21 protein-coding genes and 1 riboswitch are annotated in these 25,051 nt (G+C 65.9%); all 21 genes read left to right on the top strand.

Annotated elements, in window-relative coordinates; genetic code table 11:
* Window positions 1–164 precede the first annotated feature (164 nt).
* Window positions 165–938, top strand: a complete 774-nt coding sequence (locus HPY67_03210) for a prepilin peptidase (protein ID NPV03723.1) — start codon at window positions 165–167, stop codon at window positions 936–938.
* Between the two features lie 135 nt (window positions 939–1,073).
* A riboswitch (cyclic di-GMP riboswitch) is annotated at window positions 1,074–1,161 on the top strand.
* Between the two features lie 259 nt (window positions 1,162–1,420).
* A complete protein-coding gene (locus tag HPY67_03205; GenBank protein NPV03722.1) occupies window positions 1,421–1,948 on the top strand; it encodes a prepilin-type N-terminal cleavage/methylation domain-containing protein in 528 nt (175 codons plus the stop codon).
* Complete coding sequence (locus HPY67_03200; protein NPV03721.1) at window positions 1,926–2,387, top strand: hypothetical protein; 462 nt, start codon at window positions 1,926–1,928, stop codon at window positions 2,385–2,387. Before HPY67_03205 ends, HPY67_03200 begins: the two co-directional genes overlap by 23 nt.
* Window positions 2,384–3,109: a prepilin-type N-terminal cleavage/methylation domain-containing protein gene (locus HPY67_03195; GenBank protein ID NPV03720.1), complete on the top strand. Its 726-nt coding sequence runs from the start codon at window positions 2,384–2,386 to the stop codon at window positions 3,107–3,109. Before HPY67_03200 ends, HPY67_03195 begins: the two co-directional genes overlap by 4 nt.
* Before the next feature lie 16 nt (window positions 3,110–3,125).
* Entirely contained in the window at window positions 3,126–3,593 is a 468-nt protein-coding gene (locus HPY67_03190; protein ID NPV03719.1) for a hypothetical protein, read from the top strand.
* A gap of 11 nt (window positions 3,594–3,604) precedes the next feature.
* The gene (locus HPY67_03185) at window positions 3,605–6,757 is read left to right on the top strand and encodes a hypothetical protein (GenBank protein NPV03718.1); all 3,153 of its coding nucleotides are present in this window, start codon (window positions 3,605–3,607) and stop codon (window positions 6,755–6,757) included.
* 92 nt (window positions 6,758–6,849) lie between these two features.
* The gene (locus HPY67_03180; GenBank protein ID NPV03717.1) at window positions 6,850–9,843 is read left to right on the top strand and encodes a hypothetical protein; all 2,994 of its coding nucleotides are present in this window, start codon (window positions 6,850–6,852) and stop codon (window positions 9,841–9,843) included.
* 105 nt (window positions 9,844–9,948) lie between these two features.
* Window positions 9,949–12,927, top strand: coding sequence for a hypothetical protein (locus HPY67_03175; protein NPV03716.1), 2,979 nt, complete (start codon window positions 9,949–9,951; stop codon window positions 12,925–12,927).
* A gap of 249 nt (window positions 12,928–13,176) precedes the next feature.
* Window positions 13,177–16,209 (top strand): hypothetical protein, encoded by a 3,033-nt coding sequence (locus HPY67_03170; GenBank protein ID NPV03715.1) that lies wholly within the window; start codon window positions 13,177–13,179, stop codon window positions 16,207–16,209.
* A 68-nt stretch (window positions 16,210–16,277) separates the two neighbouring features.
* Window positions 16,278–16,994 (top strand): prepilin-type N-terminal cleavage/methylation domain-containing protein, encoded by a 717-nt coding sequence (locus tag HPY67_03165; GenBank protein ID NPV03714.1) that lies wholly within the window; start codon window positions 16,278–16,280, stop codon window positions 16,992–16,994.
* Window positions 16,995–17,010: 16 nt separating this feature from the next.
* A complete protein-coding gene (locus HPY67_03160) occupies window positions 17,011–17,481 on the top strand; it encodes a hypothetical protein (GenBank protein NPV03713.1) in 471 nt (156 codons plus the stop codon).
* A gap of 226 nt (window positions 17,482–17,707) precedes the next feature.
* Window positions 17,708–19,372, top strand: coding sequence for an arginine--tRNA ligase (locus tag HPY67_03155; GenBank protein NPV03712.1), 1,665 nt, complete (start codon window positions 17,708–17,710; stop codon window positions 19,370–19,372).
* A 32-nt stretch (window positions 19,373–19,404) separates the two neighbouring features.
* Window positions 19,405–20,034 (top strand): hypothetical protein, encoded by a 630-nt coding sequence (locus tag HPY67_03150; protein ID NPV03711.1) that lies wholly within the window; start codon window positions 19,405–19,407, stop codon window positions 20,032–20,034.
* Window positions 20,035–20,186: 152 nt separating this feature from the next.
* A complete protein-coding gene (gene ffh / locus HPY67_03145; protein NPV03710.1) occupies window positions 20,187–21,524 on the top strand; it encodes a signal recognition particle protein in 1,338 nt (445 codons plus the stop codon).
* Between the two features lie 96 nt (window positions 21,525–21,620).
* Window positions 21,621–21,890 (top strand): 30S ribosomal protein S16, encoded by a 270-nt coding sequence (gene rpsP, locus HPY67_03140; protein ID NPV03709.1) that lies wholly within the window; start codon window positions 21,621–21,623, stop codon window positions 21,888–21,890.
* An 81-nt stretch (window positions 21,891–21,971) separates the two neighbouring features.
* Complete coding sequence (locus HPY67_03135) at window positions 21,972–22,202, top strand: KH domain-containing protein (GenBank protein ID NPV03708.1); 231 nt, start codon at window positions 21,972–21,974, stop codon at window positions 22,200–22,202.
* A 9-nt stretch (window positions 22,203–22,211) separates the two neighbouring features.
* Entirely contained in the window at window positions 22,212–22,736 is a 525-nt protein-coding gene (gene rimM, locus HPY67_03130; GenBank protein ID NPV03707.1) for a 16S rRNA processing protein RimM, read from the top strand.
* Entirely contained in the window at window positions 22,726–23,457 is a 732-nt protein-coding gene (gene trmD, locus HPY67_03125) for a tRNA (guanosine(37)-N1)-methyltransferase TrmD (GenBank protein NPV03706.1), read from the top strand. The genes rimM and trmD overlap by 11 nt, the downstream gene beginning before the upstream one ends.
* 105 nt (window positions 23,458–23,562) lie before the next feature.
* Window positions 23,563–23,910, top strand: a complete 348-nt coding sequence (gene rplS / locus HPY67_03120) for a 50S ribosomal protein L19 (GenBank protein ID NPV03705.1) — start codon at window positions 23,563–23,565, stop codon at window positions 23,908–23,910.
* Window positions 23,911–24,030: 120 nt separating this feature from the next.
* Window positions 24,031–24,651 (top strand): ribonuclease HII, encoded by a 621-nt coding sequence (locus tag HPY67_03115; GenBank protein NPV03704.1) that lies wholly within the window; start codon window positions 24,031–24,033, stop codon window positions 24,649–24,651.
* Entirely contained in the window at window positions 24,638–25,000 is a 363-nt protein-coding gene (locus HPY67_03110; GenBank protein NPV03703.1) for a YraN family protein, read from the top strand. The genes HPY67_03115 and HPY67_03110 overlap by 14 nt, the downstream gene beginning before the upstream one ends.
* Window positions 25,001–25,051: the final 51 nt, after the last annotated feature.

Raw genomic sequence — 25,051 nt, 5'->3', positions numbered from 1 at the left:
GGGTGAAGATAAGAAGGTAAGAAGGTGAGAAACGAAGAGGGGAGACATTGGGATTGTCGCGTGACACGGGATTCATCGCCGATGCCCCAACCTTCTTACCCTCTTGACCTCTCACCTTCTGTTGTCGTGTGCCGACGATTTCTGTTCATGAACCGGATTGAATAATGGATATTTTCTGGGGCGTCGTTGCCTTTGTCCTCGGGGCCGTCGTGGGCAGTTTCCTCAACGTCTGCATCTGGCGAATCCCCGAGGGGAAGTCCATCATCACCCCGGCCTCCCACTGCCCGAAGTGCGGAAGCCCCGTCCGCGTCTACGACAACATCCCCATCCTGAGCTGGCTCATCCTTCGCGGCCGATGCCGGGACTGCGGCGGGCCCATCTCCCCCCGCTACCCGCTGGTCGAGCTTCTGACGGCCATGCTTTCCCTGGCCCTGCTGTGGCTCTACGGGCCGGGGCTGCAGTACCTCGCAGCCTTCCTCTTCGCGGCGGCGCTCGTGGTGATCTCTTTCATCGACCTCGACCACCAGATCATCCCCGACGTGATCTCGCTGCCGGGCATCCCCGTGTTCCTCCTGCTGGCCGTTTTCTTCATGGGGATCGGCTTCTGGGACGCCCTTCTCGGCATCGTGGTCGGTGGCGGGTTTCTCTACCTGATCGCCGTGGGCTACGAGCTTCTCACCAAGCGGGAGGGGATGGGCGGGGGCGACATCAAGCTGCTGGCCATGATCGGGGCCTTCCTGGGGTGGCAATCCCTTTTCTTCGTCGTTTTTGCGAGTTCCATCCTCGGGGCGCTGGTCGGGGTCGTTCTCATCGCGTTGAAGGGAAAGGACATGAAATACGCCGTGCCCTTCGGGCCCTTCCTGTCGATTGCCGCCGTGCTGTACCTGTTTGTCGGCCCTGCGCTGACGCATCTGGTGCTTTTCCGCACACTTCCCTGAGCCGTCCCGCCCTTGCCGAAATCGTGGAAATTTCCCCTCAAGTTTTACCCCCCGCAGACCGAAAAAGAATGCAGAGGAGTTCCAACCCGCTTCCGGGTTGTGCGGTTCGCGGGTTCCGAACGCCTTCAGGAAACGGCCTGATCAGGGCAAACCATCCGAAAGGGTGGGGCGCAAAATCACTGGCCTAAGTCCGATCGAAGGATAAGGCGGCAGGATTGCCGGGCAGGACATTCGATTTCGAGACGAGGCGCAAAGGGCCCCTTCCGGGGCACGCGCGTTGCAGGCTCCCATCCCATTTCCACCCCGCCCGGTTTCGTTCTCCTGCCAGACGGCCCCATCGATGAGGGACGAGCACGATGTCATCGAAGGCGCCGATGCGGGCATGCTTCTTGCTGAACTGAAGGTGATTTTGCGATGCGGCGGGAGAATCGGCAACCCGGCAGCGAAATCGAAACCCGGAAGGACCGAGAGAACGACAGGTCATGAGACATTCGCAACGCGTCACACTCCAGAAGCAGGTACCCGCCGTGCCGCGACCGGGACGAGGGGCTTCGGGCTTCTCCCTCGTGGAGCTCTTCATCACCCTCGTGCTGCTCGGCATCGTGCTGGCCATCGCCGTCCCGTCCTACCGGGGCTGGTCGGACAACTCGAGGCTCAAAGGCGCGGCCCGGATGATCTCCTCCGATTTCTACGACGCGCGCGCCCGGGCGATGGCGGAAAACAGGGTGTACACCGTCACCTACAGCCCCGACCCGACCAACACGTACCGGATTCAGGCGGCCGCGGCCAACGGTCTGGCCGCCGTCGACGAGACGAAGACCTTCGACGAGTACGGGACGGTCCGGATGACGAGCGTCAACGGGGGTGCGGCGGCCGTCACGGTCACGATCCAGCCCCGCGGGTCAGCCGCACCGGCGGCCACGATCGGCATCGCCAATGCGCGCAACTCCATAGGCACGATCACCGTGCTCATGACAGGAAGGGCCCATGTCACGTACACGATGCAATAACCGCGGGATTACCATTGTCGAGGTCCTCATCACGCTGTTCCTCACGGCCGTGGGCATCATGGCGCTTCTGTCGATGCAGCCCACGTCGTGGAGTGCAGCGGGCCGCTCCGATTTCATGGGCCGCGCCGCCGGCATCCTCCAGAGTGAGCTGGAACGGAGCGAGCTGTGGATCATGAACCCGAACAACACCTTCGCCACGGCCTGTGACGCCACGGGGCGCAACCTGTTTGTCGGCGGCCCCTGCACCCGGACGGTCAACGCCAGCAGCCAGGCGGCCCCGCAGGCAGGCGACGTGCCCTACACCGTGGCCACGACGGTCACCCCGCTGCCGGGCGCCACCAACGCCTGGACGGTGAGGGTGCAGGTCACCTGGCCCGGCAACACCCGGGGGATCACGGAAACCACCATCGTGTCGAGACAGGAGTATTTCAGGCAATGAGGAACCGGCTGAACGATACAAGGGGCTTCACGCTCACCGAGCTCGTCATGGCCGTCGCCGTCGGGCTTGTCCTGCTTGCGGCGGTCTCGACGGCGATCGTGTCGGGGCAGCGCTCCTCCACGGGGATCGAGCGCAAGGTGACGACGAACCAGGATGCGCGGGCCGCCCTGGAGCTCATGGCCTCGGAGATCCGCATGGCCTCCTTCAACTCCACCTTCGAGCCGAACCTTTGGCGCGACCCGGTCACCTGCAACGCGGCGGCCAACCAGAACTGGCGAGGCATTCAGGAGGCCACGGCCACGTCGATCACCGTCGAGATGGACATCGAGTCGCCCAACCCCAGCCGGACGTGCGGGGACAACGACGGCGAGATCATCCGTTACGCCTACGACGCCGCGAACCGCCGGCTCACGCGGGAGAACATCCGCTGCCCCGGCGGCCGCAACCCGGCCAACGAGATGTCCTTCCTGGGTCCCATCGCCGGTCAGCCGGAGGTCCGGACCGTCGAGGTCGTGAACGACGCGCTGCCCGTCTTCCGCTACTTCGACGGCACGGGCGCCGAGATCCCCCACGCCAACCTGCCCAACGACATCCCGCGGATCCGGCGCATCGAGATTGCCCTCCTCGTGCAGTCGGCCGACGTCGACCCGAGCACGGGCCAGCCGAGGCGGATGGCCTATTCGACGAGCGTCATCCCCCGCAACCACGGGATTCAATTCTGATGAAGGACGGGTACGCATGAAACGCAGAAGAAACGAAACAGGCTTTGCCCTCTTGGCCGCGCTGCTGGCCAACCTGATTCTCCTGGCCGTGGGGATCGTCGCCCTGAACCTCTCCACGGGGGACATCCGGGTGAGCATGCGGTCCGTGGGTGACAAGAAAGCCGTCAACGCCGCCGAGGCGGGCCTGCACTGGCTGACCGTCAACTTCGACCCCGCCAACCTAGCCGCCGTCACCGTGACGAACCAGCCCGTCGGCGGGGGCGGCGACCCGAACACGCAGTACACGATCGAGCAGCCCACCGAGCCCACGACGGGCCCGGCCCAGATCCCCCTGCCGGGATTCTCCATCGGCGGCTCCCAGACCTGGGGGCAGGCGCGCTACGATGCGCGGATCACCGGGCGCAACACGGCCTACAACACGAGCATGACAATCGAGGCGGGCCTCGGCCACGGCCCCGTCGAGATGGGCACCATGTCCCGCTAGGGGAGCAAACCATGACGGCACCACGCAGTGCTTTCTGCACGATCCTGATTGCCCTCTTCTGCAGCGCGGGCATCGCCTTCGCCCAGACCTGCACGACCGACGAGAGCTGCTCCGAGACGGGGCTCTTCACCAACGTGGCCCCCGAGGCCATGATCGTCCTCGACATGTCGGGCAGCATGAAGTGGAATCCGCCGGGGGACGTGTTCCGTTGCCCGGGCGGCGCGAACTCCTGCTACTACAAGAGCAGCGACTGCGTGGCCAACCAGAGCCTGCCGACCTACAACGATTTCAGGACGAGCTACACCCCCCCGTACACCTACAACTGCGTCAACGCGGTCCTCAAGCTGTACAGCAACCCCACCTGCTCGGGCCCCTTCTACAACACGAGCACCGAGATGCCGGGCTACAGCACCAACTGCGCCCGCTACCTCATCGCGAGGGACGTCCTCTACAAGCTCCTCGACGACAACAAGGACGGCAAGATCTTCACCGACGACGACACGAGCCTCAATATCCGCTTCGGCTTTGGCAAGTTTCAGGGCGGCTATTACCAGGAGTGGAAGCCCATCGGCAACTCCTACCGCAACACCTACTGCGGGGCCCCGTACAGCACATACACGGCCTGCACGAACCTGACCTGGTATAACCCCGGCGACATCAAGTGCATCGCCGCCCAGATGCAGACGTCCGTGGTGACGGGGGCCACGCCCCTTGCCCTGGCCCTGGAGAGCACGAAGACGACCCTGGACACGAAGAAAGCCGCCGACACCTACAAGAACTGCCGTCAGCGATTCGCGATCCTCCTGTCCGACGGGGCAGACACGATGTACTGCGGGGCCGCCGTCAACGACACGGACCGCACTCAGTACAAGCGCAGGCGGGCCTCCGTGGCCCGGGCCAAGGCCCTGGCCGACGCGGGCTACAAGCTCTTCGTCATCGGCTTCGGCGCCAATATGCCCGACATCGAGAAGAACACCCTGAACTGGATGGCCTACTACGGCGGGACCGACAACCCCCTGGTTCCCAACGCAGGCGACAAGACGGCCCTAAACCCCAGCCTGTTCGAGGCAGACCCCTGTGCCGATTCCCCCACGGTCGGGATATGCGACGACACGAGCACACAGTGCTTTGCCACGTCCAACGACCCGGGCAACACGCCTCTTTCAGGCTATGCCTTCCTGGCCGGGAACGCCACGGAGCTCGAGGCGGGACTGCGGGAGGCCATCAACTACATCCGCGAGGCCAATTACTCCTTTTCCCAGTCTTCCGTGGCCTCGTCGCGCCTCACCGACGAGAACTACCTCTACGAGGTGTCCTTCCAGCCTGTGAACAACGACCCCATGTGGCTCGGGCACCTGCGCAAGTACCAGATCCTCAACGACGGCACCGTCGGGAGCGCCATCTGGGATGCCGGGCAGATCCTCCAGGCCCGGGACCCGGCCACGCGGACCATCAAGACCTACAAGGGGGGCTCGCTCATCGACTTTACGACGGCCAACATCACGTCCACGGACCTGGGCGTCGAGAACGACACGCGCCGCAATGAGGTCGTCGGCTACGTCCGGGGCGAGCCGACGTACAACAAGGACAACTGGAAGCTGGGCGACGTCTTCCGGGCCAATCCCGTGACCGTCGGGACGCCGTCCTACTATTTCAAGGACACCAACGACGGGACCAACGCCTTTGCCACGCACCGTGCGAACCGCATCCGCTCCTCCGCCAACGGCAAGAGGATCGTTCTGGCCGGCGCCAACGACGGCCAGCTTCACGCCTTCAAGACCTCCGACGGTTCCGAGGCCTGGAGCTTCATCCCGCCGAGCGTGGTCCCCAAGCTGAGACAGATCGCGCACGCCTCGCACCCGGCGGGCATGCCCCACGTCTATTTCGTGGACGGGCCCATCTCGGTGGCCGACGTGTGGCTGGGGACGGGGACAGGGACGACGAAATCGGCGGCGGACTGGAAAACCCTGCTCGTCTTCGGGCTGGGCCGCGGCGCCGACCCCAACCTCTGGAGCTCGTCGCCGGACTGCCTGAGCGACTTCAGCCTTGTCTACGACGCGACGCGTCCCCACTACTGCGGCTACTACGCCCTGGACATCACCGACACCCTGAACCCGGTCTACCGGTGGCGGATCACACCGACCGCCGCCCAGGCCCCCTATCTGGGTGACCCCTACAGCAAGATGACCATCGGGCGGGTGAAGGTAGGCGGCAACGAGAAGTGGGTCGGCTTCATGGGGGGCGGGCACAACTGGGCGGCCTGCAACCCCTACGACGGCGTCGGGACGGACTGCGACAAGCGGGGAAAGGGCTTCTTCGTGATCGATTTGACCGACGGCAGCGTTCTGTGGAGCTACACGCGTGCGGACAACCCCACGTACCTGAACTATGCCATGCCGGGGGCCCCCGCGGCTGTCGACACCGATCTCGACGGCTTCATCGACACGGTCTACATCGGCGACCTGAAGGGCCAGATCTGGCGTTTCCGGTTCCCCACGGACAACACGGCCAGCTGGACGGGAAGCCGCCTGTTTCAGCCGTCCGGGTTGACTTCGGGTGTAGGGCCCGTCTTCGCCGCGCCGACGGTCGCGAAAGACGCGACGGGAAACATCTGGGTCTACTGGGGGACGGGAGACAAGACGGAGCCCATCGTCGTCGGGACGACCGTCGAGCGGTTCTTCGCGGTCAAGGATTCCGACATGGCGACCTTTTGGACGGGAGCGAACCTCGACGACATCACCGCCGGGACCTACACGGACAACGCGACCAAGCACGGCTGGTACATGAACCTGGCCGGGGCGGGCGAGAAGGTCCTGGGCGAGGCCGTCGTGTTCGGCGGCCAGGTCTACTTCACGACCTACACGCCCGGCGGGGCCGGCGTGACCGACCCCTGCAACGCGGCGGGAGCGGCGAAGATCTACGGCGTCTCCTACATCACGGGGGCGGGCAGCCTGACCGGCAACGCCCGGAGCGTCACCCTGGGCGTGGGGATCCCCACGGCGCCCACGCTCTCGCTCAACCCCTACAGCCCCACGCCCGATCTCTACGTGACGATCAGCGGCGGCTCCGGCACGGGGGCGACGACGATCAAGGCCCCCGTCACCCCTGGGGGAACGGGCAACCGAACCAACATCCTCTACTGGCGTGACCGGCGGCTGCAGTAGCACCGGCCGTGCGCGGCTTCCTTGAGGGCGAGGAAGGCATGGAAGGCAGACAGATGCTTGCAGGCGCAATACAAACGAGCGGAAACACAATGATGCGCGTTCACCTGCGCAACGCATTCGTGATGCTTGCCGTCCTGATTGTCCTGTTCCCCCTGGCGCCTGCGGACACATCGGCGGAGCTCTTGACGGACGAAACGGGTCTTTTCACCTCCATCGCACCCGACGCCATGATCGTGCTCGACCTGTCGGGCAGCATGAAGTGGAACCCCCCGGGGGACCATGACTGGTGGAACTTGCCCATCAACACCTACAGCAACCCCGCCTGCGAGGGGCCCTTCTACAACGACCAGAGCGTGCCGGGCTACACGACCTACTGCTCGCGCTTCGAGATCGCCCGGAAGACCCTGTTCAACATCCTCGACGACAACCACAGCGGCACCATCGACAAGGACGACGAGACGAGCCTCAACATCCGGATCGGCCTCGGGAAGTTCCAGGGCAGCACCTACGTGAAGCTGCGCGACATCGCGACAAAGTACTCCCTCCTCTACTGCGGCAGCAATCAATCCTGCACCGTGAACCAGGCCTCGGGCGACACCTTGAGCATCAACTACTGGATGACCTACTCCAACGTCGTGGGGGCCACACCACTCGTGCTGGGCCTGCAGGGCGTCAAGGCCTACCTCGACGCCCACAAGGCCGCCGATGCCTACAAAAGCTGCCGGCAGAAGTTCGTCATCCTCGTCTCCGACGGGGCCGACACGATGTACTGCGGGGGCACGGGCTACGAGACCCAGACGGACCAGTACAAGCGCCGCCGCGAGTCGGTGCTGGCGGCCAAGGCCCTGGCCGACGCGGGCTACAAGGTCTTCGTCATCGGCATGGGCAGCAACATGCCCGACCACCTGAAGAACACCCTGAACTGGATGGCCTACTACGGGGGAACCGACAACCCGCTGGTCGAAAACGCGGGCGACGCGACGGCCTTCGACCCGGGGGCGGTCACCACCTGCGGGACATCGTCCACGACGGGCCCGGGCTGCGGGACGACGGACGAGTGCTACGCGACCTCGAACGACCCGGGGACGCTGGAGCTGTCGGGCTACGCCTTCCTGGCCAACAACGCCACGGAGCTCGAGGCGGCCTTCCGGCAGGCCATCAGCGTGATCCGGGAGGCGACGTACTCCTTCTCGCAGGCCTCGGTGGCCTCGTCGCGCCTGATCGACGAGAACTTCATCTACGAGGCGGCCTTCCAGCCGATCAACGGCGACCCGTTCTGGCTGGGGCACGTGACGAAGTACCAGATCAACACGGACGGGACGATCGGGTCGGCGCTGTGGGATGCGGGGCAGGTGCTGCAGGGCACGGACGCCTCGTCGCGGACGATCTACACGTACAAGTCGGGGGCGCTGACGGCGTTCAACACGACGAACATCACGGCGGCCAACCTGGGGGTGTCGACCACGACGCGGCGCAACGAGGTCGTGGGGTTCATCCGGGGCGAGCCGACGTACAACAAGGACAACTGGAAGCTGGGCGACACCTTCCGCTCCAACCCCGTGACCGTCGGGACACCATCGGCCTGGTTCAAGGACGCCCGTGACTCCGCGGGGGCCTTCGCGACCTTCCGGACGACGAACCTCCGCACGACGGCCAACGGCAAGCGGATCGTCGTGGCGGGCGCCAACGACGGCCAGCTCCACGCTTTCCGGACCGACACGGGGGCCGAGGTCTGGAGCTTCATCCCGCCCAACGTCCTGGGAAAGCTCAAGGACATCGCCCACAAGTCGCACCCGACGGGGCTGACGCACCAGTACTTCGTCGACGGGCCCATCTCGGTGGCCGACGTGTGGCTGGGGACGGGCGACGGGACGGCGAAGTCCGCCAGCGACTGGAAGACGCTGATGGTCTTCGGCGAGGGCCGCGGCGGGACGAGCACCCTCTGGAGCGCGTCGGCCTCCTGCGACGCGAACTTCCAGAACGTCTACTCGTCGAGCTACCCCCACTACTGCGGCTACTATGCCCTGGACATCACGAACACGTACAGTCCCGCCTACCGGTGGCGGATCGCCCCGTCGGCGGCCCAGGCTCCCTACCTCGGGGACCCGTGGAGCAAGATGATGGTGCACCGGGTGAAAATCAACGGCAACGAGAAGTGGGTCGGCTTCATCGGCGGGGGCAACAACCTGTCGAGCTGCACGGGGGGCGGCTGCGACCTTCGGGGCAAGGGGTTCTTCGTCGTGAGCCTCACGGACGGCTCGGTGCTGTGGAGCTACACGAAGGCGGACAACAGCGCGATGAACTACGCCCTGCCGGGGACGGCGGCGATCGTGGATTCGGACAACGACGGGTTCGTGGATCTGGCCTACATCGGGGATTTGGGCGGCAACATCTGGCGGATGAAGTTCTGCTCGGCCGCCGACGGGCCGTCGTGCGGGACGGGCAACTGGAGCAGCTCGCTGCTCTTTTCGCGGGAGGCCGGGATCGGTCCCGTCTACGACGCCCCCGCCGTGGCCAAGGACGCCAACGGGAACATCTGGGTCTACTGGGGCACGGGCGACAAGGCCGAGCCCATCGTCATGGGGGGCGGCACCGACCGCTTCTTTGCCGTGAAGGACAAGACCTTGGCGGGGACCTACCGGCTCAGCGACCTGGAGAACATCACCGGCAGCATATACACCGACAATGCGAACAAGCGCGGCTGGTACATGAACCTGGCCGGGGCGGGCGAGAAGTGCCTCGCCGAGGCCGTCGTCTTCGGCGGCCAGGTCTACTTCACGACCTACAGCCCGGCCGGCGGGGGTGGCGACCCGTGCAATGCTGCCGGGATCGCGAAGCTCTACGGCGTCTCCTACATCTCGGGGGCGGGAAGCATGACCGGCGGGGCCCGGAGCATCACCCTGGGCGTGGGCATCCCCACGGCGCCCGTGCTTTCCATGAACCCCTACAGTTCCACCCCCGATCTGTACGTGACCGTGAGCGGCGGGTCGGGCGTGGGCGCCACGACGGCCCGGGCGCCGGTCAACCCGCCCTCGATGACCAGCCGGACCAACCTCATCCACTGGCGTGACTTGCGGGTGCGGTAGAGGAGCAACAGACAAACCGTGACGGGGCCGGCGGATGGCAGGCAGGGGCACTGGGCCCTCCGGCAAGGCAGGAAACGTTCACCGAGAACCAAGAGGTCAGCAGCCATGAAAAAGAAAACGGTCCTTCTCTCCGCATTGTGTGCCGCGATTGCGCTGTCCGTCGGACCGGTCCCGCTGAGCCGGGCCGACGAGACGGGCCTCTTCACGTCGATCGCCCCCGATGCCATGATCGTGCTCGACCTCTCGGGCAGCATGAAGTGGAACCCCCCGGGAGACCACAACGCGTACAATTACCCCATCAAGGAGTACAGCAACCCCGCCTGCGAGGGGCCCTTCTACAATGACCAGAGCGTGCCGGGCTACACGACCTACTGCTCGCGCTTCGAGATCGCCCGCAAGACCCTGTTCAGCATCCTCGACGACAACAAGAGCGGCGTCATCGACGGCCAGGACGAGACGAGCCTCAACATCCGGATCGGCCTCGGGAAGTTCCAGGGCAGCACCTACGTGAAGCTGCGCGACATCGCGACGAAGTACTCCCTCCTCTATTGCGGCAGCTCGACCTCCTGCACCGTGAACCAGACCTCGGGCGACACCTTGAGCATCAACTACTGGATGACCTACTCCAACGTCGTGGGGGCCACACCGCTGGTGCTGGGCCTGCAGGGCGTCAAGACCTACCTCGACGCCCACAAGGCCGCCGATGCCTACAAAAGCTGCCGGCAGAAGTTCGTCATCCTCGTCTCCGACGGGGCCGACACGATGTACTGCGGGGGCACGGGCTACGAGACCCAGACGGACCAGTACAAGCGCCGCCGCGAGTCGGTGCTGGCGGCCAAGGCCCTGGCCGACGCGGGCTACAAGGTCTTCGTCATCGGCATGGGCAGCAACATGCCCGACCACCTGAAGAACACCCTGAACTGGATGGCCTACTACGGGGGAACCGACAACCCGCTGGTCGAAAACGCGGGCGACGCGACGGCCTTCGACCCGGGGGCGGTCACCACCTGCGGGACATCGTCCACGACGGGCCCGGGCTGCGGGACGACGGACGAGTGCTACGCGACCTCGAACGACCCGGGGACGCTGGAGCTGTCGGGCTACGCCTTCCTGGCCAACAACGCCACGGAGCTCGAGGCGGCCTTCCGGCAGGCCATCAGCGTGATCCGGGAGGCGACGTACTCCTTCTCGCAGGCCTCGGTGGCCTCGTCGCGCCTGATCGACGAGAACTTCATCTACGAGGCGGCCTTCCAGCCGATCAACGGCGACCCGTTCTGGCTGGGGCACGTGACGAAGTACCAGATCAACACGGACGGGACGATCGGGTCGGCGCTGTGGGATGCGGGGCAGGTGCTGCAGGGCACGGACGCCTCGTCGCGGACGATCTACACGTACAAGTCGGGGGCGCTGACGGCGTTCAACACGACGAACATCACGGCGGCCAACCTGGGGGTGTCGACCACGACGCGGCGCAACGAGGTCGTGGGGTTCATCCGGGGCGAGCCGACGTACAACAAGGACAACTGGAAGCTGGGCGACACCTTCCGCTCCAACCCCGTGACCGTCGGGACACCATCGGCCTGGTTCAAGGACGCCCGTGACTCCGCGGGGGCCTTCGCGACCTTCCGGACGACGAACCTCCGCACGACGGCCAACGGCAAGCGGATCGTCGTGGCGGGCGCCAACGACGGCCAGCTCCACGCTTTCCGGACCGACACGGGGGCCGAGGTCTGGAGCTTCATCCCGCCCAACGTCCTGGGAAAGCTCAAGGACATCGCCCACAAGTCGCACCCGACGGGGCTGACGCACCAGTACTTCGTCGACGGGCCCATCTCGGTGGCCGACGTGTGGCTGGGGACGGGCGACGGGACGGCGAAGTCCGCCAGCGACTGGAAGACGCTGATGGTCTTCGGCGAGGGCCGCGGCGGGACGAGCACCCTCTGGAGCGCGTCGGCCTCCTGCGACGCGAACTTCCAGAACGTCTACTCGTCGAGCTACCCCCACTACTGCGGCTACTATGCCCTGGACATCACGAACACGTACAGTCCCGCCTACCGGTGGCGGATCGCCCCGTCGGCGGCCCAGGCTCCCTACCTCGGGGACCCGTGGAGCAAGATGATGGTGCACCGGGTGAAAATCAACGGCAACGAGAAGTGGGTCGGCTTCATCGGCGGGGGCAACAACCTGTCGAGCTGCACGGGGGGCGGCTGCGACCTTCGGGGCAAGGGGTTCTTCGTCGTGAGCCTCACGGACGGCTCGGTGCTGTGGAGCTACACGAAGGCGGACAACAGCGCGATGAACTACGCCCTGCCGGGGACGGCGGCGATCGTGGATTCGGACAACGACGGGTTCGTGGATCTGGCCTACATCGGGGATTTGGGCGGCAACATCTGGCGGATGAAGTTCTGCTCGGCCGCCGACGGGCCGTCGTGCGGGACGGGCAACTGGAGCGGCTCGCTGCTCTTTTCGCGGGAGGCCGGGATCGGGTCCGTCTACGACGCCCCCGCCGTGGCCAAGGACGCCAACGGGAACATCTGGGTCTACTGGGGCACGGGCGACAAGGCCGAGCCCATCGTCGTGGGTACCGTCACCGACCGTTTCTTCGCCGTGAAGGATGCCACGAAGAGCGGGTCCTACCAGATCGGCAACCTCGAAAACATCACGTCTTCGACCTACACGGACAACGCCACGAAGCGGGGCTGGTACATCAACTTGGCCGGGGCGGGCGAGAAGTGCCTCTCCGAGGCCTCCGTGTTTGCAGGTATCGTCTACTTCACGACCTACCTGCCGGCGGGCAGCGGCGGCGATCCCTGTGACCAGGCCGGCTCGGCGAAACTCTACGCCGTTTCGTTCATCGAGGGGGCCGGGTCGCTCACGGGCAATGCGAGGAGCATGACCCTGGGCGTGGGCATCCCCACGGCGCCGGTGCTGTCCATAAACCCCTACAGCAAGACGCCGGACCTCTACGTGACCGTCAGCGGCGGCGCCGGCACGGGGGCGACCACGATGCGCGCAAACGTGAACCCGCCGTCGATCGCCAACAGGACCAACCTCATCCACTGGCGAGACCGGCGGTTCCAGTGAGAACGGTCCCGGTGGCGGATGTCGAGAAACCGCTTGACCCCTGCCGCCTGATACGATAGAGTCCAGCCGACTTCGGGCGGGACCCGAGAACGGTCCCGCCCCTCAGCCCTCCCTCCTTCACACAACCTTTCCTTCGGATTGCGCGGACGGCGGGAACGAGCCGACAACCGGCAGGCCGGGATGTGCGTCCAGGGTTCATTCCGGGGGACCTCTGCGCTCGATGCCCGAGCGTCGATGGAGGTATCCGCCATGTGCCGCTTCGTGCGCGCCGCGCTTGCCGCCCTCCTGGGCGCCTTGGTTTGCCTCGGCCCGGCCCTCGCCGAGAACACCGGCGATCAGGCGCTCTTCGCCGCCGTTCCCCCCGACGCCCTGATCGTTCTCGACCTCTCGGGCAGCATGCGCCTAAACCCGAAGGGCGAGGCCGACAGCGCCCAGGAGCCGCTGAGACGCTTCGGAAACGATTCGTGCTCCGGCGACATCTTTCACGAGACCCCCCGCCCCGGCTTTGCGACGGATTGCGCCCGCTACCTCATCGCGAAGCGGGCGATCTTCGGCATCCTCGACAGCAACCGCGACGGGGTGATCGACGGCCGTGACGAGGCCGGTCTCAACGTCCGCCTCGGTTTCTGGCGGTTCAGCAACGGCAACCGCCGGCACCGGGACCTCGGGCAGCCCTACGCCTCGATCTGGTGCGGGCGCGCAGGCTGTGCGGGCATCGACTCGGCCTACGCGGGAGAGGACACCGTCCTGTTCTGGACCGACCGGTCGATGGAAAGGCAGCGCGTCGGGGGCGGCACGGGCCTGGCGGAATGCATGGAGGCCGTGAAACCCTACCTGGACGGCCACAGGAGGGCCGACGCGTATCGAAACTGCCGGCCCAAGTTCGTCCTTCTCCTCACCGACGGGGAGGACACGCTGCACTGCGGAGGAAACGGCTCCGAAGACCAGCGGGACCAGTACAAGCGCAGGCGCGCCTCCGTGGCCAAGATCAAGGCCCTGCGCGACGGGGGATACAGGGTCTTCGTGATCGGCATGGGCGGGAACATGCCGGATCACCTCAAGAGCACGCTCAACTGGATGGCCTATTACGGCGGGACGGAGAATCCCTTCGCCGCCCGGAGGGGCAGCCCGTCGAGCCTGGACATCGGCGCCATCACGGCCGCCCCCTGCGCCGAGTCACCGACGACGGGCTCCTGCAGCGAAGCGGGCGGGCGGTGCTTTGCGACGTCCAACGACCCCGGGGCGCTGGAGCTCGACGGCTACGCCTTCCTCTCCGCGAATTCGACGGAGCTCGAGGCTGCCCTGCGGACGGCCCTCACCGCGATCCGCGACGCCGTCTATGCCTTTGCCGCCCCCTCGGTGGCCACGGCGCGGACAGCGGAGGAGAACCATCTGTTCGCGGCTTCCTTCCAGCCTGCGCCCGCCGACCCCTTCTGGCGCGGCTCGCTGCGGAAATACGCGGTCCTGTCGGACGAGTCCGTGGGCGGCGTGACGGCAGACGCTGCGGCCGTTCTGCTGACGACAGCGGCGGCCGACCGGAGGATCCTGACGCTAAAGGGCGGCACCCTTGTCCCGTTTGACGCGGCGCATCTCTCGGCGGCGGATCTCGGGGTGGGCGACGAGCAGCGGCGCGACGAAGTGATCGGCTACATCCGCGGCGAGCCGGCGTTCAACCCGGAGAAGGACCATCGGGGGAACGTCTGGAAGCTGGGCGACATCTTTCACTCGAACCCCGTCACGGTGAGCACGCCCCCGGCGTATTTTGCCGACCCCAGGGACAGGGGAAGGTCCTTCGAGCCTTACCGCGCCGCCAACCGGCGCACGTCGGCCAACGGGAAACGGGTGATCGTGGCCGGCGCCAACGACGGGCAGCTGCACGCCTTTCGGACCTCGGACCTCTCCGAGGCCTGGAGCTTCATCCCCCCGAATATCCTGCCGAGGCTCAAGGATCTCGCCCACCGGGAGCACCCGACAGCCTTGGCGCACCGGTTCTACGTCGACGGGCCGATCACCGTGGCGGACGTCTGGACGGGGGCCGGCGACGGGCGGGTGAAATCGCCGGGAGACTGGAAAACGATGCTGGTGGTCGGGCTGGGACGCGGGGGCGAGAGGACACTCTGGAGCGCCTCGGCGTCCTGCGATTCGGGCTTCAGCGGCCACTACCTCCCGGGCGGTGGGTCACCCGCCTACTGCGGCTATCATGCCCTTGACATCACCGACACGCTCAACCCGAAGGCCGCCTGGCGGATCCGTCCCACCCCCTCCCAGGCGCCCTACCTGGGCGACCCCTGGAGCCGCATGGTGATCCGCAGGGTCCGTATCGGGCCCCACGAGAAGTGGGTCGGCTTCATCGGCGGGGGGCATCGCCTCTCCCCGTGCAGCGGCGCGGCCGACTGCGAGGCCCGGGGGAAGGGATTTTTCGCCGTCGACGCCGTCACGGGAAACATCCTCTGGAGCTTCAACCGGCAATCCCCCGGGGGCAGTCTCATGACGGACCCTCTTCCGGCAACGGCGGCCGTGGTCGATTCGGACATGGACGGGTTTGCCGACAGGGCCTACATCGGGGACCTGGGGGGCAACATCTGGCGCTTCACGTTCTGCAGGGCCTCCGACGGGGATGCCTGCACCACGGCCGACTGGAAAGGGTCCCTGTTCTTCCGGGGGGACGGCCTGACCGGCCCGGTCTACTTTGCCCCTGCCGTGGCGAGGGATGCCGGGGGGAATCTCTGGGTCTACTGGGGTACCGGCGACAGGCTCGAGCCCCTGGCCGTGGGGGAGTCACGGGACGGGTTTTTCGGCGTGCGGGACCGCGGGGCCCCCGAGCCGCGGACACGGGCCGACCTGCAGAACATCAGCGGCGCGGCGCAGAGATTCACCGCGGCGGACACCAGGGACGGGTGGTACATCCTCTTCGGCGGCAGGGGGGAGAAGCTCCTGGCCACCCCGACCGTGTTCGGCGGGGTGGCGTATTTCACGACCTACACGCCGGAGAGCGGGGCGGGCGATCCCTGCGAGCAGACGGGTCATGCCCGTCTCTACGGCGTCTCCTACCTCGACGGGGCCGGGGCCTTCGCGGGAGGGGAGAGGAGCGCGGCGTTGGGCAGGGGGATTCCCTCCGGCCCGCTCATCTCCGAAGGGCCGGAGGCGGGGAAGGGCGCCATGTTCGGGTGGGTGAGCGGCGGCGCCGGCGTGTCGGCGGCGCCGTGGAAAGGGGTCCCCGCGCCGAAGTGGCCAGAGAGCCGGACGCACCTCCTGCAATGGCGTGATGCGCGCATCCGATAGAGGGTGAGAAGGTGAGAAGGGAAGAGATTAAGAGTGTAAGGGGGGAAGACAACCGGGGAGGGGACAGGATGAAAACCGGCCGAAGGAGGACCCCCGGAGGGTTTACGCTCGTGGAGCTCGTCATGGCCGCGGCCGTGGGGCTCGTGATCCTGGCGGCGGTCCTGTCCGCGGTGATGGCGGGACAGCGCTCCGCCGCGGGGATCGAGCGCAGGGTCTCCACGGGCCAGGACGCACGGATCGCGCTGGAGGTCATGGGCGCCGAGCTCCGGATGGTTTCCTATAATCCCCTGTATGCGGCGGGCCTCTGGGTTGACCCGGACAGCTGCGAGCCGGCGAAGGATCAGGACCGGCGGGGCATCCAGGAGGCCACGGCCTCGTCCATCACGATCGAGACGGACCTGGACGCAGACGGGCTCTGCGGAAGCTCGCCCAGCGAGATCATCCGCTACGCCTACGACGAGAATACGGCGAGGGTCACCCGCGAGACGATCCGCTGCTCGGCAGGGAGGCGGACGTCTTCAGGGGCGCAGCCCTTCCTGGGGCCCATCCCCTCGAATGCAGCCGTACGGACCCTGCGGGTGGTCAACGGCGCGGTGCCCCTGTTTCGCTACTACGACGGCACGGGCGCCGAGGTCGTCAACCTGCCTGACGGGGTCCCGCGGATCCGGCGCATCGAGATCGCCCTGATCGTGGAGTCGGCCGAAGCCGATCCACGGACGGGCCAGCCGCGGCGCATGGCCTTTTCGACAAGCGTGGTGCCGAAGAACCACGGGGTCCGATTCTGAAGAGGGAGAAGAAACCATGCCGATCACGAGGGAAAGCGGCTTTGCCCTGATCGCGGCGATCCTGGCGAATCTCATGCTCCTGGCCGCGGGGATCATCGCCCTGAACCTCTCGACCCAGGACCTGCGGATCAGTACGAGGATCGTCGGCGAAAAGAAGGCGATGAGCGCCGCCGAGGCGGCAAGCCACTGGCTCGTGCTCCATTTCGACCCCGCAAACCCCGGCGCCTCGGTGAGGGCGGACCGTCCCCTGACGGAGCTGGCGGCGGGGCTGGAGCCCCGCGGCCGCGTGAGCATCACGCAGCCCGTGCCCCCGGCCGCCGGCCCCATGCAGATCAGCGGGCCTGCAGGGTTCGACATGGCTTCGACCCCCTGGGTGCTCGTGCGGTACGACACGACGGTCACGGGCCGGAGCGAAGATTACCGGACGAGCGTGACCGTCGACGTGGGGCTGGGGTTCGGTCCGGTGGTCGCGGAGGGGTACCGGTAACAAGAAGGTGAGAAGGTGGGAACGTGCGAGGGTGAGAAGAGCGGAGATGTCGTTTGCGCGCGCCGCCTCATTCCCTCGAAAATCACTTGACATTACGCCCTCGAGCGGCTAGTGTGGCCGCGGTTTCCGACAGAAGAGAACAGTTCCCCCGCGCGGGGAAACGGTGATAAAAGAATTGGCCGCCGGGCCTTTTTTTTATTATAGTCATCAAGGGTTTGCTGCAGACATGAAGGAACGCATCATCAAGCTTCTGGAAGAATCGACGGCCCAGTGCCGCTCCGAGGGGCTCTTCGAGGTGCAGAGCCTCCCCTTCATCGAACTGGAGGTGACGCGGGACGAGTCGCACGGGGACTATGCCTCGAACGTGGCCATGGTGATCGCCTCCCAGGCCCGGAAGAACCCCCGCACGATCGCCCAGGCGATCGTCTCGAAACTCAAGGATGACGGGGGGCTGCTGAGCAAGGTGGAGATCGCGGGCCCCGGGTTCATCAACTTCTTCATCCGGGAGGAGTGCTGGCGCGGCCGGCTGCTGGACATAGAGCGCCTAGGGGACCGCTTCGGCACGCTCGACATCGGGGCTGGGCGGAAGGTCCAGGTCGAGTTCGTGAGCGCAAACCCCACGGGGCCCCTGCACATCGGGCATGCGCGGGGGGCCGTGACGGGCGACGTCATCGCGAACATCCTCAAGGCGAGCGGCCACGATGTCGTCAAGGAGTACTACATCAACGACGTGGGCAACCAGATGCGGACCCTCGGCCGCTCGGTGTACCTGCGCTACCGGGAGGCTCTCGGCGAGGCGATCGATTTCCCGCCGGATCACTACCAGGGCGATTACATCGCCGGGCTTGCCCGCGAGATCCTCGCCCGTGACGGGGACCGGTACGCGGCAAGGCCCGAGGACGAGGTCCTGCCGTTTTTTACCTCCTACGCCGCCGGCTCCATCATGCAGGGGATCAAGGACGACCTGGCGGCCTTCGGCGTCCTGTTCGACTGCTACTTCAGCGAGGGCACGCTCTACGAGAACGACGGCGTCATGAGGATCCTGGAGCAGCTCCGGGAGAAGGGCCATGTCTACAGGGAGGGCGACACGCTGTGGTTCCGCTCGACGGCCTTCGGCGACGAGAAGGACCGGGTCGTCATCCGCGACACGGGGACGCCCACCTATTTCGCGGCGGACATCGCCTATCACAAGAACAAGTTCGACCGCGGGTTCGACACGGTCATCGACGTGTGGGGCGCCGATCATCACGGCTACATCCCGAGGCTCAAGGCCAGCATCGAGGCCCTGGGCGGCAACAAGGACGCCCTGCGGATCGTCCTCGTGCAGCTCGTGAGCCTGCTGCGCGACGGGAAGCCCGTGGCCATGTCCACCCGGGCGGGCGAGTACGTGACGCTGAGGCAGGTGATCGACGAGGTCGGCAAGGACGCCGCCCGGTACAATTTCCTGATGCGACGCTCCGACAGCCAGCTCGATTTCGATCTGGAAGTGGCCAAGAGGCAGTCCAACGAGAACCCGGTGTACTACGTCCAGTATGCCCATGCCCGCATCTCGAGCATCGTCCGGATGGCCGCCGAGCGGGGGATGGAGGTGCCGGCGGGCGAGAACGCGGCGCTGCACCGCCTCCAACTGCCCGAGGAGATGCAGCTCATCAAGTCGATCAGCCGGTACCCCGAGGTCATCGAGGGGGCCGCCAAGGCACTCGAGCCGCACCGGGTGACGTTTTTCCTGAACGAGCTGGCGGGGATCTTTCACAGCTACTACAACAAGAACCGGGTCATCACCGATGATGCGGAACTGAGCCGCGCGAGGCTCTTTCTCGTTCATGCGATCGGGCAGGTCCTGCGCAACGCCCTGGGCGTCCTCGGCGTCAGCGCGCCGGAGAAGATGTGAGCCCCGGAGGCCATGACATGCGGCCGCAACGGATGAAAGAGTTCGAATTCCGGCTGGGTAAGCTGGGTCTGATGCTCTTCGTCATCGGCATCGCCTTCCTGATCTCCCTGGCTTTCCTGATGGGGATCATGGTCGGCGTCAGCATGGAGGGAAACCCCGAGCAGGTTGCCAAGGGCATCCCCGAGATCCTGCGGCAGAAGATCGCCCGGTCGGCTTCCGGGGAGGGCGGCGCGGCCGAGAAAGGCACCCCCGAAGAAGGCAAAAAGGCCGGGCCCGCAGAGAAGGGCGATTTCAAGCTCACGTTTTTCGACACGCTGACGAAGGGCAAGGGGCCCGGCGCGGGTGAGGCGGCGCAGCCCAAGGTCAGGAAGGAGGAGCGGGAGGCCGCCCCCGCCAAAGAGCAGACAGCGGCCCCGGCGGGCAAGTTCGTCATCCAGGTGGCGTCCCTGCAGGAGAAAAAGAAAGCCGAAGAGCTTCGAGACCGGCTCAACACCCTGGGTTACGCCCCGTACATCGACTCGGCCGAGCTGAGTGACCGCGGCCGCTGGTACCGGGTCAAGCTCAAGGGGTTTGAGACGAGGGAGCAGGCCCAGAAGGTGGTCGACGGCCTGCAGGCAAGGGTGAAGGGGCTGCAGTGCATGATCCTGCCCGCGGGCAGCTAGAGGCTGGCGGCCGTGGGCGCATCCCGCAAGGGGGCACGGTCATGCCCCTCAACCTCCCTGCCGGCAAGCAACGGCAGGCTGCGACAAAGGCGCATTGACGGCGCGCTGCAAAACCCTTTCACGACACAGACAGAACGAGACAGGCTCATACCATGTTCGAAAACCTCACGGAAAAACTCGACGGCATTTTCAGGAAGCTGAAGAGCCGCGGCAGGCTCGACGAGGAGAACATCCGGGAATCCCTGAAGGAGATCCGGATGGCCCTGCTCGAGGCCGACGTGAACTTCCGCGTCGTCAAGGATTTCGTCGAGGATGTCCGCGCAAGGGCCGTCGGGCAGGAAGTCCTCGAGAGCCTCACGCCGGGACAGCAGGTGGTCAAGATCGTGCACGACCGCCTCGTGGAGCTCATGGGCGGCGCGGGGAGCCAGTGGCTCAAGCTCGCCGACCGGTTCCCGAACCCGGTGATGCTGGTGGGGCTCCAGGGCTGCGGCAAGACGACGACGGCGGCCAAGCTCGCCCGGCTCACCATGGGGCAGGGGCGCCGGACGGCGCTGGTGTCCACCGACGTCTACCGGCCGGCCGCCATCGATCAGCTGCGCGTTCTCGGCGAGTCCCTGGGGGCGGGTGTGCTGCAGCCCGCCGGCACGCGGGACCCTGTCGAGATCGCCCGGAGGGCGATGGCGGAAGCGGAGAGCCAGGGTTACGACATCCTGATCCTGGACACGGCGGGGCGTCTGCACATCGACCAGGCCATGATGGACGAGCTCAGGCGGATCAAGGCCGAGATCAACCCGTCGGAGATCCTGCTGGTGGCCGATGCCATGACGGGACAGGATGCCGTCGGGGTCGCGCAGAAATTCAACGAGGCGCTGGCCATCGACGGCGTGATCCTGACCAAGATGGACGGCGATGCCCGCGGCGGCGCGGCGCTCTCCCTGCGGGCCGTGACGGGCAAGCCGATCAAGTTCGTCGGCGTGGGCGAGAAGACGGACGCGCTGGAGGTCTTCCACCCCGAGCGGATGGCCTCCCGGATCCTCGGGATGGGCGACATCCTGACCCTTGTCGAAAAGGCCCAGTCCGCCATCGACGTCCGGGAAGCCAGGGAGCTCGAGAAGAAGATCCGCAAGGACACCTTCACGCTGGAGGACTTCAGGGACCAGCTGCAGAAGATGCGCAAGATGGGCTCCCTGAAGGACATGCTCGGCATGATCCCCGGTCTCGGAAAGCTGAAGGCCCTCAAGGACGTCGACCCCGACGAGAAGGAACTGGTCCGGACCATGGCCATCATCGACTCCATGACCAAAAAAGAGCGGGCCAACCACCTGATCATCGACGGCTCCCGGCGCAAGCGCATCGCCCGGGGAAGCGGCACGTCGGTGCAGGACGTCAACCGCCTGCTGAAGAATTACGTCGAGATGCGCAAGATGATGAAGAAGATGATGCGTCCCGGGGGCAAGGACGCCCTGCGGCGCGGTTTTTTCCGCCCCTGAGCGGGCTGGAAAAAAAAGATTCAAAAAACCGTCGCTTTGTGCTAATTTAACATACTTTTTTTCGCACAACATATCAGGAGGGTACGGAGTAACGGAATGGCTGTGAGGATGAGATTGACGCGGATGGGAACCCGGAAGAAACCCTACTACCGGATCGTCGTAGCCGATTCGGAGTCGCCCAGGGACGGGAAATTCATCGAAATCGTCGGCAATTACGACCCGAAGAAGAACCCGGCGGAGATCACGGTCAAGGAAGACCGGGTCCGGGAATGGCTCACCAGGGGGGCCGTGCCGACGCTGACCGTCGCCCAGCTGCTCGGGAAGAAGGGGATCACGATCGCGAAGGACAAGACCAAGGTCGCCTGAAACGCCGTCTTCGTTTGACTCTCGATTCAAATGGGGTGAACCAGGAGCTTAACATCTCAGATTTCCCTGGAGGTCGCGACGATGAAAGACCTGATCAAGTACATCGCCCAGGCATTGGTGGACAACCCGGACAAGGTCGAGGTCTCCGAGGTGCAGGGAGAGCAGACGTCTGTCATTGAGTTGAGAGTGTCGAAGGAGGATCTGGGGAAGGTCATCGGCAAACAGGGCAAGACGGCGAAAGCCATGCGGACGATCCTGAGCGCCGCTTCGGCCAAGGTGCACAAGCGGACCGTGCTCGAGATCATCGAGTAGCACCTGCCGATGCGATGGGTCGAAATCGGGCGGATCGTCAGGGCACACGGTCTTTCGGGCCGCGTGAAAGTTCTTTCCTATCTTGAATCGGACCGGCTGCTGCCGTCGCTGACGGAGGCCTGGGTGGGCCGAAGCAGGGACTCGGCGAAGCGATACCCCATCGAAAACGCGCGCCCCGAAGGGCGGGCCCACTTCTCCCTCAAACTCGGGGGTGTCGAGGACCGCACGGCCGCAGAAGGGCTCAGGGGCCTCGCGATCTTCGTCCCCTACTCGATCCTCGGGGCGCTCCCGGAGGGCGAGTACTACTGGGAGGACCTCATCGGCCTGCGCGTCGAGACGGAGGACGGCAGGGCCCTGGGGGTGATCGAGGGCGTCTTCCCCACGGGCAGCAACGACGTCATCGTCTGCCGGGCCGGGACGCGGGAGATCCTGCTGCCGGCCATCGCCGAGGTGATCCGCGCCGTGGACGTCGGGGCGGGCCGGATGGTCGTCCGGCTGCTCAAGGGACTGGAGGCGGGCGACGATGCGCTTTGACATCCTGTCCATCTTCCCGGAGATGTTTGTATCCTTCTTCGGGTGCAGCCTGCTGAAGAAGGCCCAGGACAAGGGGCTCATCCGGATCGAGACCCACAACATCCGCGACGGGGCGACCGACAAGCACCGGATGACGGATGATTACCCGTACGGCGGCGGGGCCGGCATGGTGATGAAAGTCGAGCCCATCGCGCGGGTCCTCGAGGCCATCGGCGCAGTCCCCGGGGAATGCCTCCGCGTTCTGCTGACGCCGCAGGGCGAGACCTTCAGCCAGGCGATGGCCGCTGAGCTGGCCCGGTCGGGCCGGATCGTCCTGATCTGCGGGCACTACGAGGGGGTCGACGAGCGGGTGCGGCAGCACCTGGTGGACCGGGAGATCTCCATCGGCGACTACATCCTCACGGGCGGCGAGGCGGCGGCCATGGTGATCGTCGATGCCGTGGCCCGGCTCATTCCCGGCGTGCTCGGCAACGAGGAGTCGGCCCGCCACGAGTCCTTCGCCGCGGGGATCTTGGAATGCCCGCAGTACACGAGGCCGGAGGACTTCCGGGGCTGGAGGGTCCCCGAGGTGCTCCTGTCGGGGCATCACCGGGAGATCGAGGAGTGGAGGCGGCGCGAGGCGCTGAAGCGCACGCTGCGGCGAAGGCCCGACCTGCTGGCCGGGGCGGACCTGACGGAAAAGGACCGGAAGATCCTCGATGAACTGAAGAAGGAATCCTGACGCGCAGGCTGTGTCGAGCCTGCTGCGCCGACGGCCCCCGGCGACCGCAGGAAGCGGGCCGGCGAGGGCCACGATACGAGAAGAGAACCAGGAGGTTTTGCTGTCATGGATAAGATCGATTTCATCGAAAAGGAGCAGATGCGGGGGGACATCCCCGACTTCCGCCCCGGCGACACGGTAAAGGTCCACGTGAAGATCGTCGAGGGTTCCAAGGAGAGGATCCAGGTCTTCGAGGGCGTCGTGATCAAGAAGACCCGCGGCAACAGCCGTGCCCAGTTCACCGTCCGCAAGATTTCCTACGGCGTGGGCGTCGAGAGGACCTTCCCCCTGCACTCGCCCGTGATCGACCGCGTGCAGATCGTCACCCGCGGCAAGGTGCGTCGCGCGAAGCTCTTCTACCTCAGGGGGCGCAAGGGCAAAGAGACGAAGATCAAGGAACTCGACCGGCACTGAGCCGGTGCACCTATCCCTATCCACTCGGTCGGGCATCTTCCGGCGGTCAGGAGGATGCTTTGCCATGCAGAATCCTTTCGAGCGTTTCTGCTGCATGGCATGTCGTAACGGCGGAAGAGGATGGACAGCTTCGAACGGAGCGCGCGCAGGAGGGGCTATGACGTCATCGCCGGCGTCGACGAGGCGGGACGGGGCCCGCTGGCCGGGCCGGTGGTGGCGGCGGCCGTCGTTCTCCCCGAGGGCTTCCGGCTTGACGGCGTCAGGGACTCGAAGCAGCTGACGGAAAAGAAGCGCCTGCGATACTACGACATCATCCTCCATGCCGCCCGGAGCTGGGGGATCGGTGTCGTGGAACCCTCCGTCATCGACCGCATCAACATCTTCCAGGCCACGCGCCTGGCCATGAGGGAAGCCGTTCTCCAGCTTTCCCCCGCCGCGGATTACCTGCTCATCGACGGGGCAAGGGCCCAGCGTCTGTCCCTGCCCGTCACGCAGGAAACGATCATCCGCGGGGATTCCCTGAGCATCTCCGTGGCCTGCGCCTCGATTGTCGCCAAGGTGTCCCGCGACCGGATCATGGAGATCTATCACCACCAGTTTCCCCAGTACAACTTCATCGCGAACAAGGGGTACGGAACCCGGGAGCACCTCGAGGCGATCCGGTGCCATGGCCCCTGCAAGATCCACCGCCGAACCTTCAAGGGGGTGAGGGAAGCCCTTGACCCGGGTGAGAAAGAATAGGGGGGACCGCGGCGAGGATCGGGCCGCCGCATTCCTGGAGGCGCAGGGATACCGGATCCTGGAGCGCAACTACCGCTGCCCGCTGGGCGAGGTGGACCTCATCGCGCGGGACGGCGAAACCCTTGTCTTCGTCGAGGTCAAGACGCGCGCATCCTCCCGTTTCGGCCCGCCCCAGGCGGCCGTCGGGCCCAGGAAGCAGAAGAAGATGACGGCCGTCGCCCTCTTTTACCTGAAAGGGCAGGGGTGGCTTGCGGCCCCGTCGCGCTTCGATGTCGCCGCCGTGAGCCTCGCCGGGGGAAGAGAGACGGTGACCCTCTACAAGAACGCATTCGACGCGACAGGGTTCTGAGGAGCCTGCACGCGCCCGGCAGCAGGCGGCTGACGAACCTCTGGCGCCGGC

The organism is Syntrophaceae bacterium (assembly GCA_013177795.1).
Classification (GTDB): domain Bacteria; phylum Desulfobacterota; class Syntrophia; order Syntrophales; family UBA2192; genus UBA2192.
This window is presented reverse-complemented; position numbering and strand designations above follow the sequence as displayed.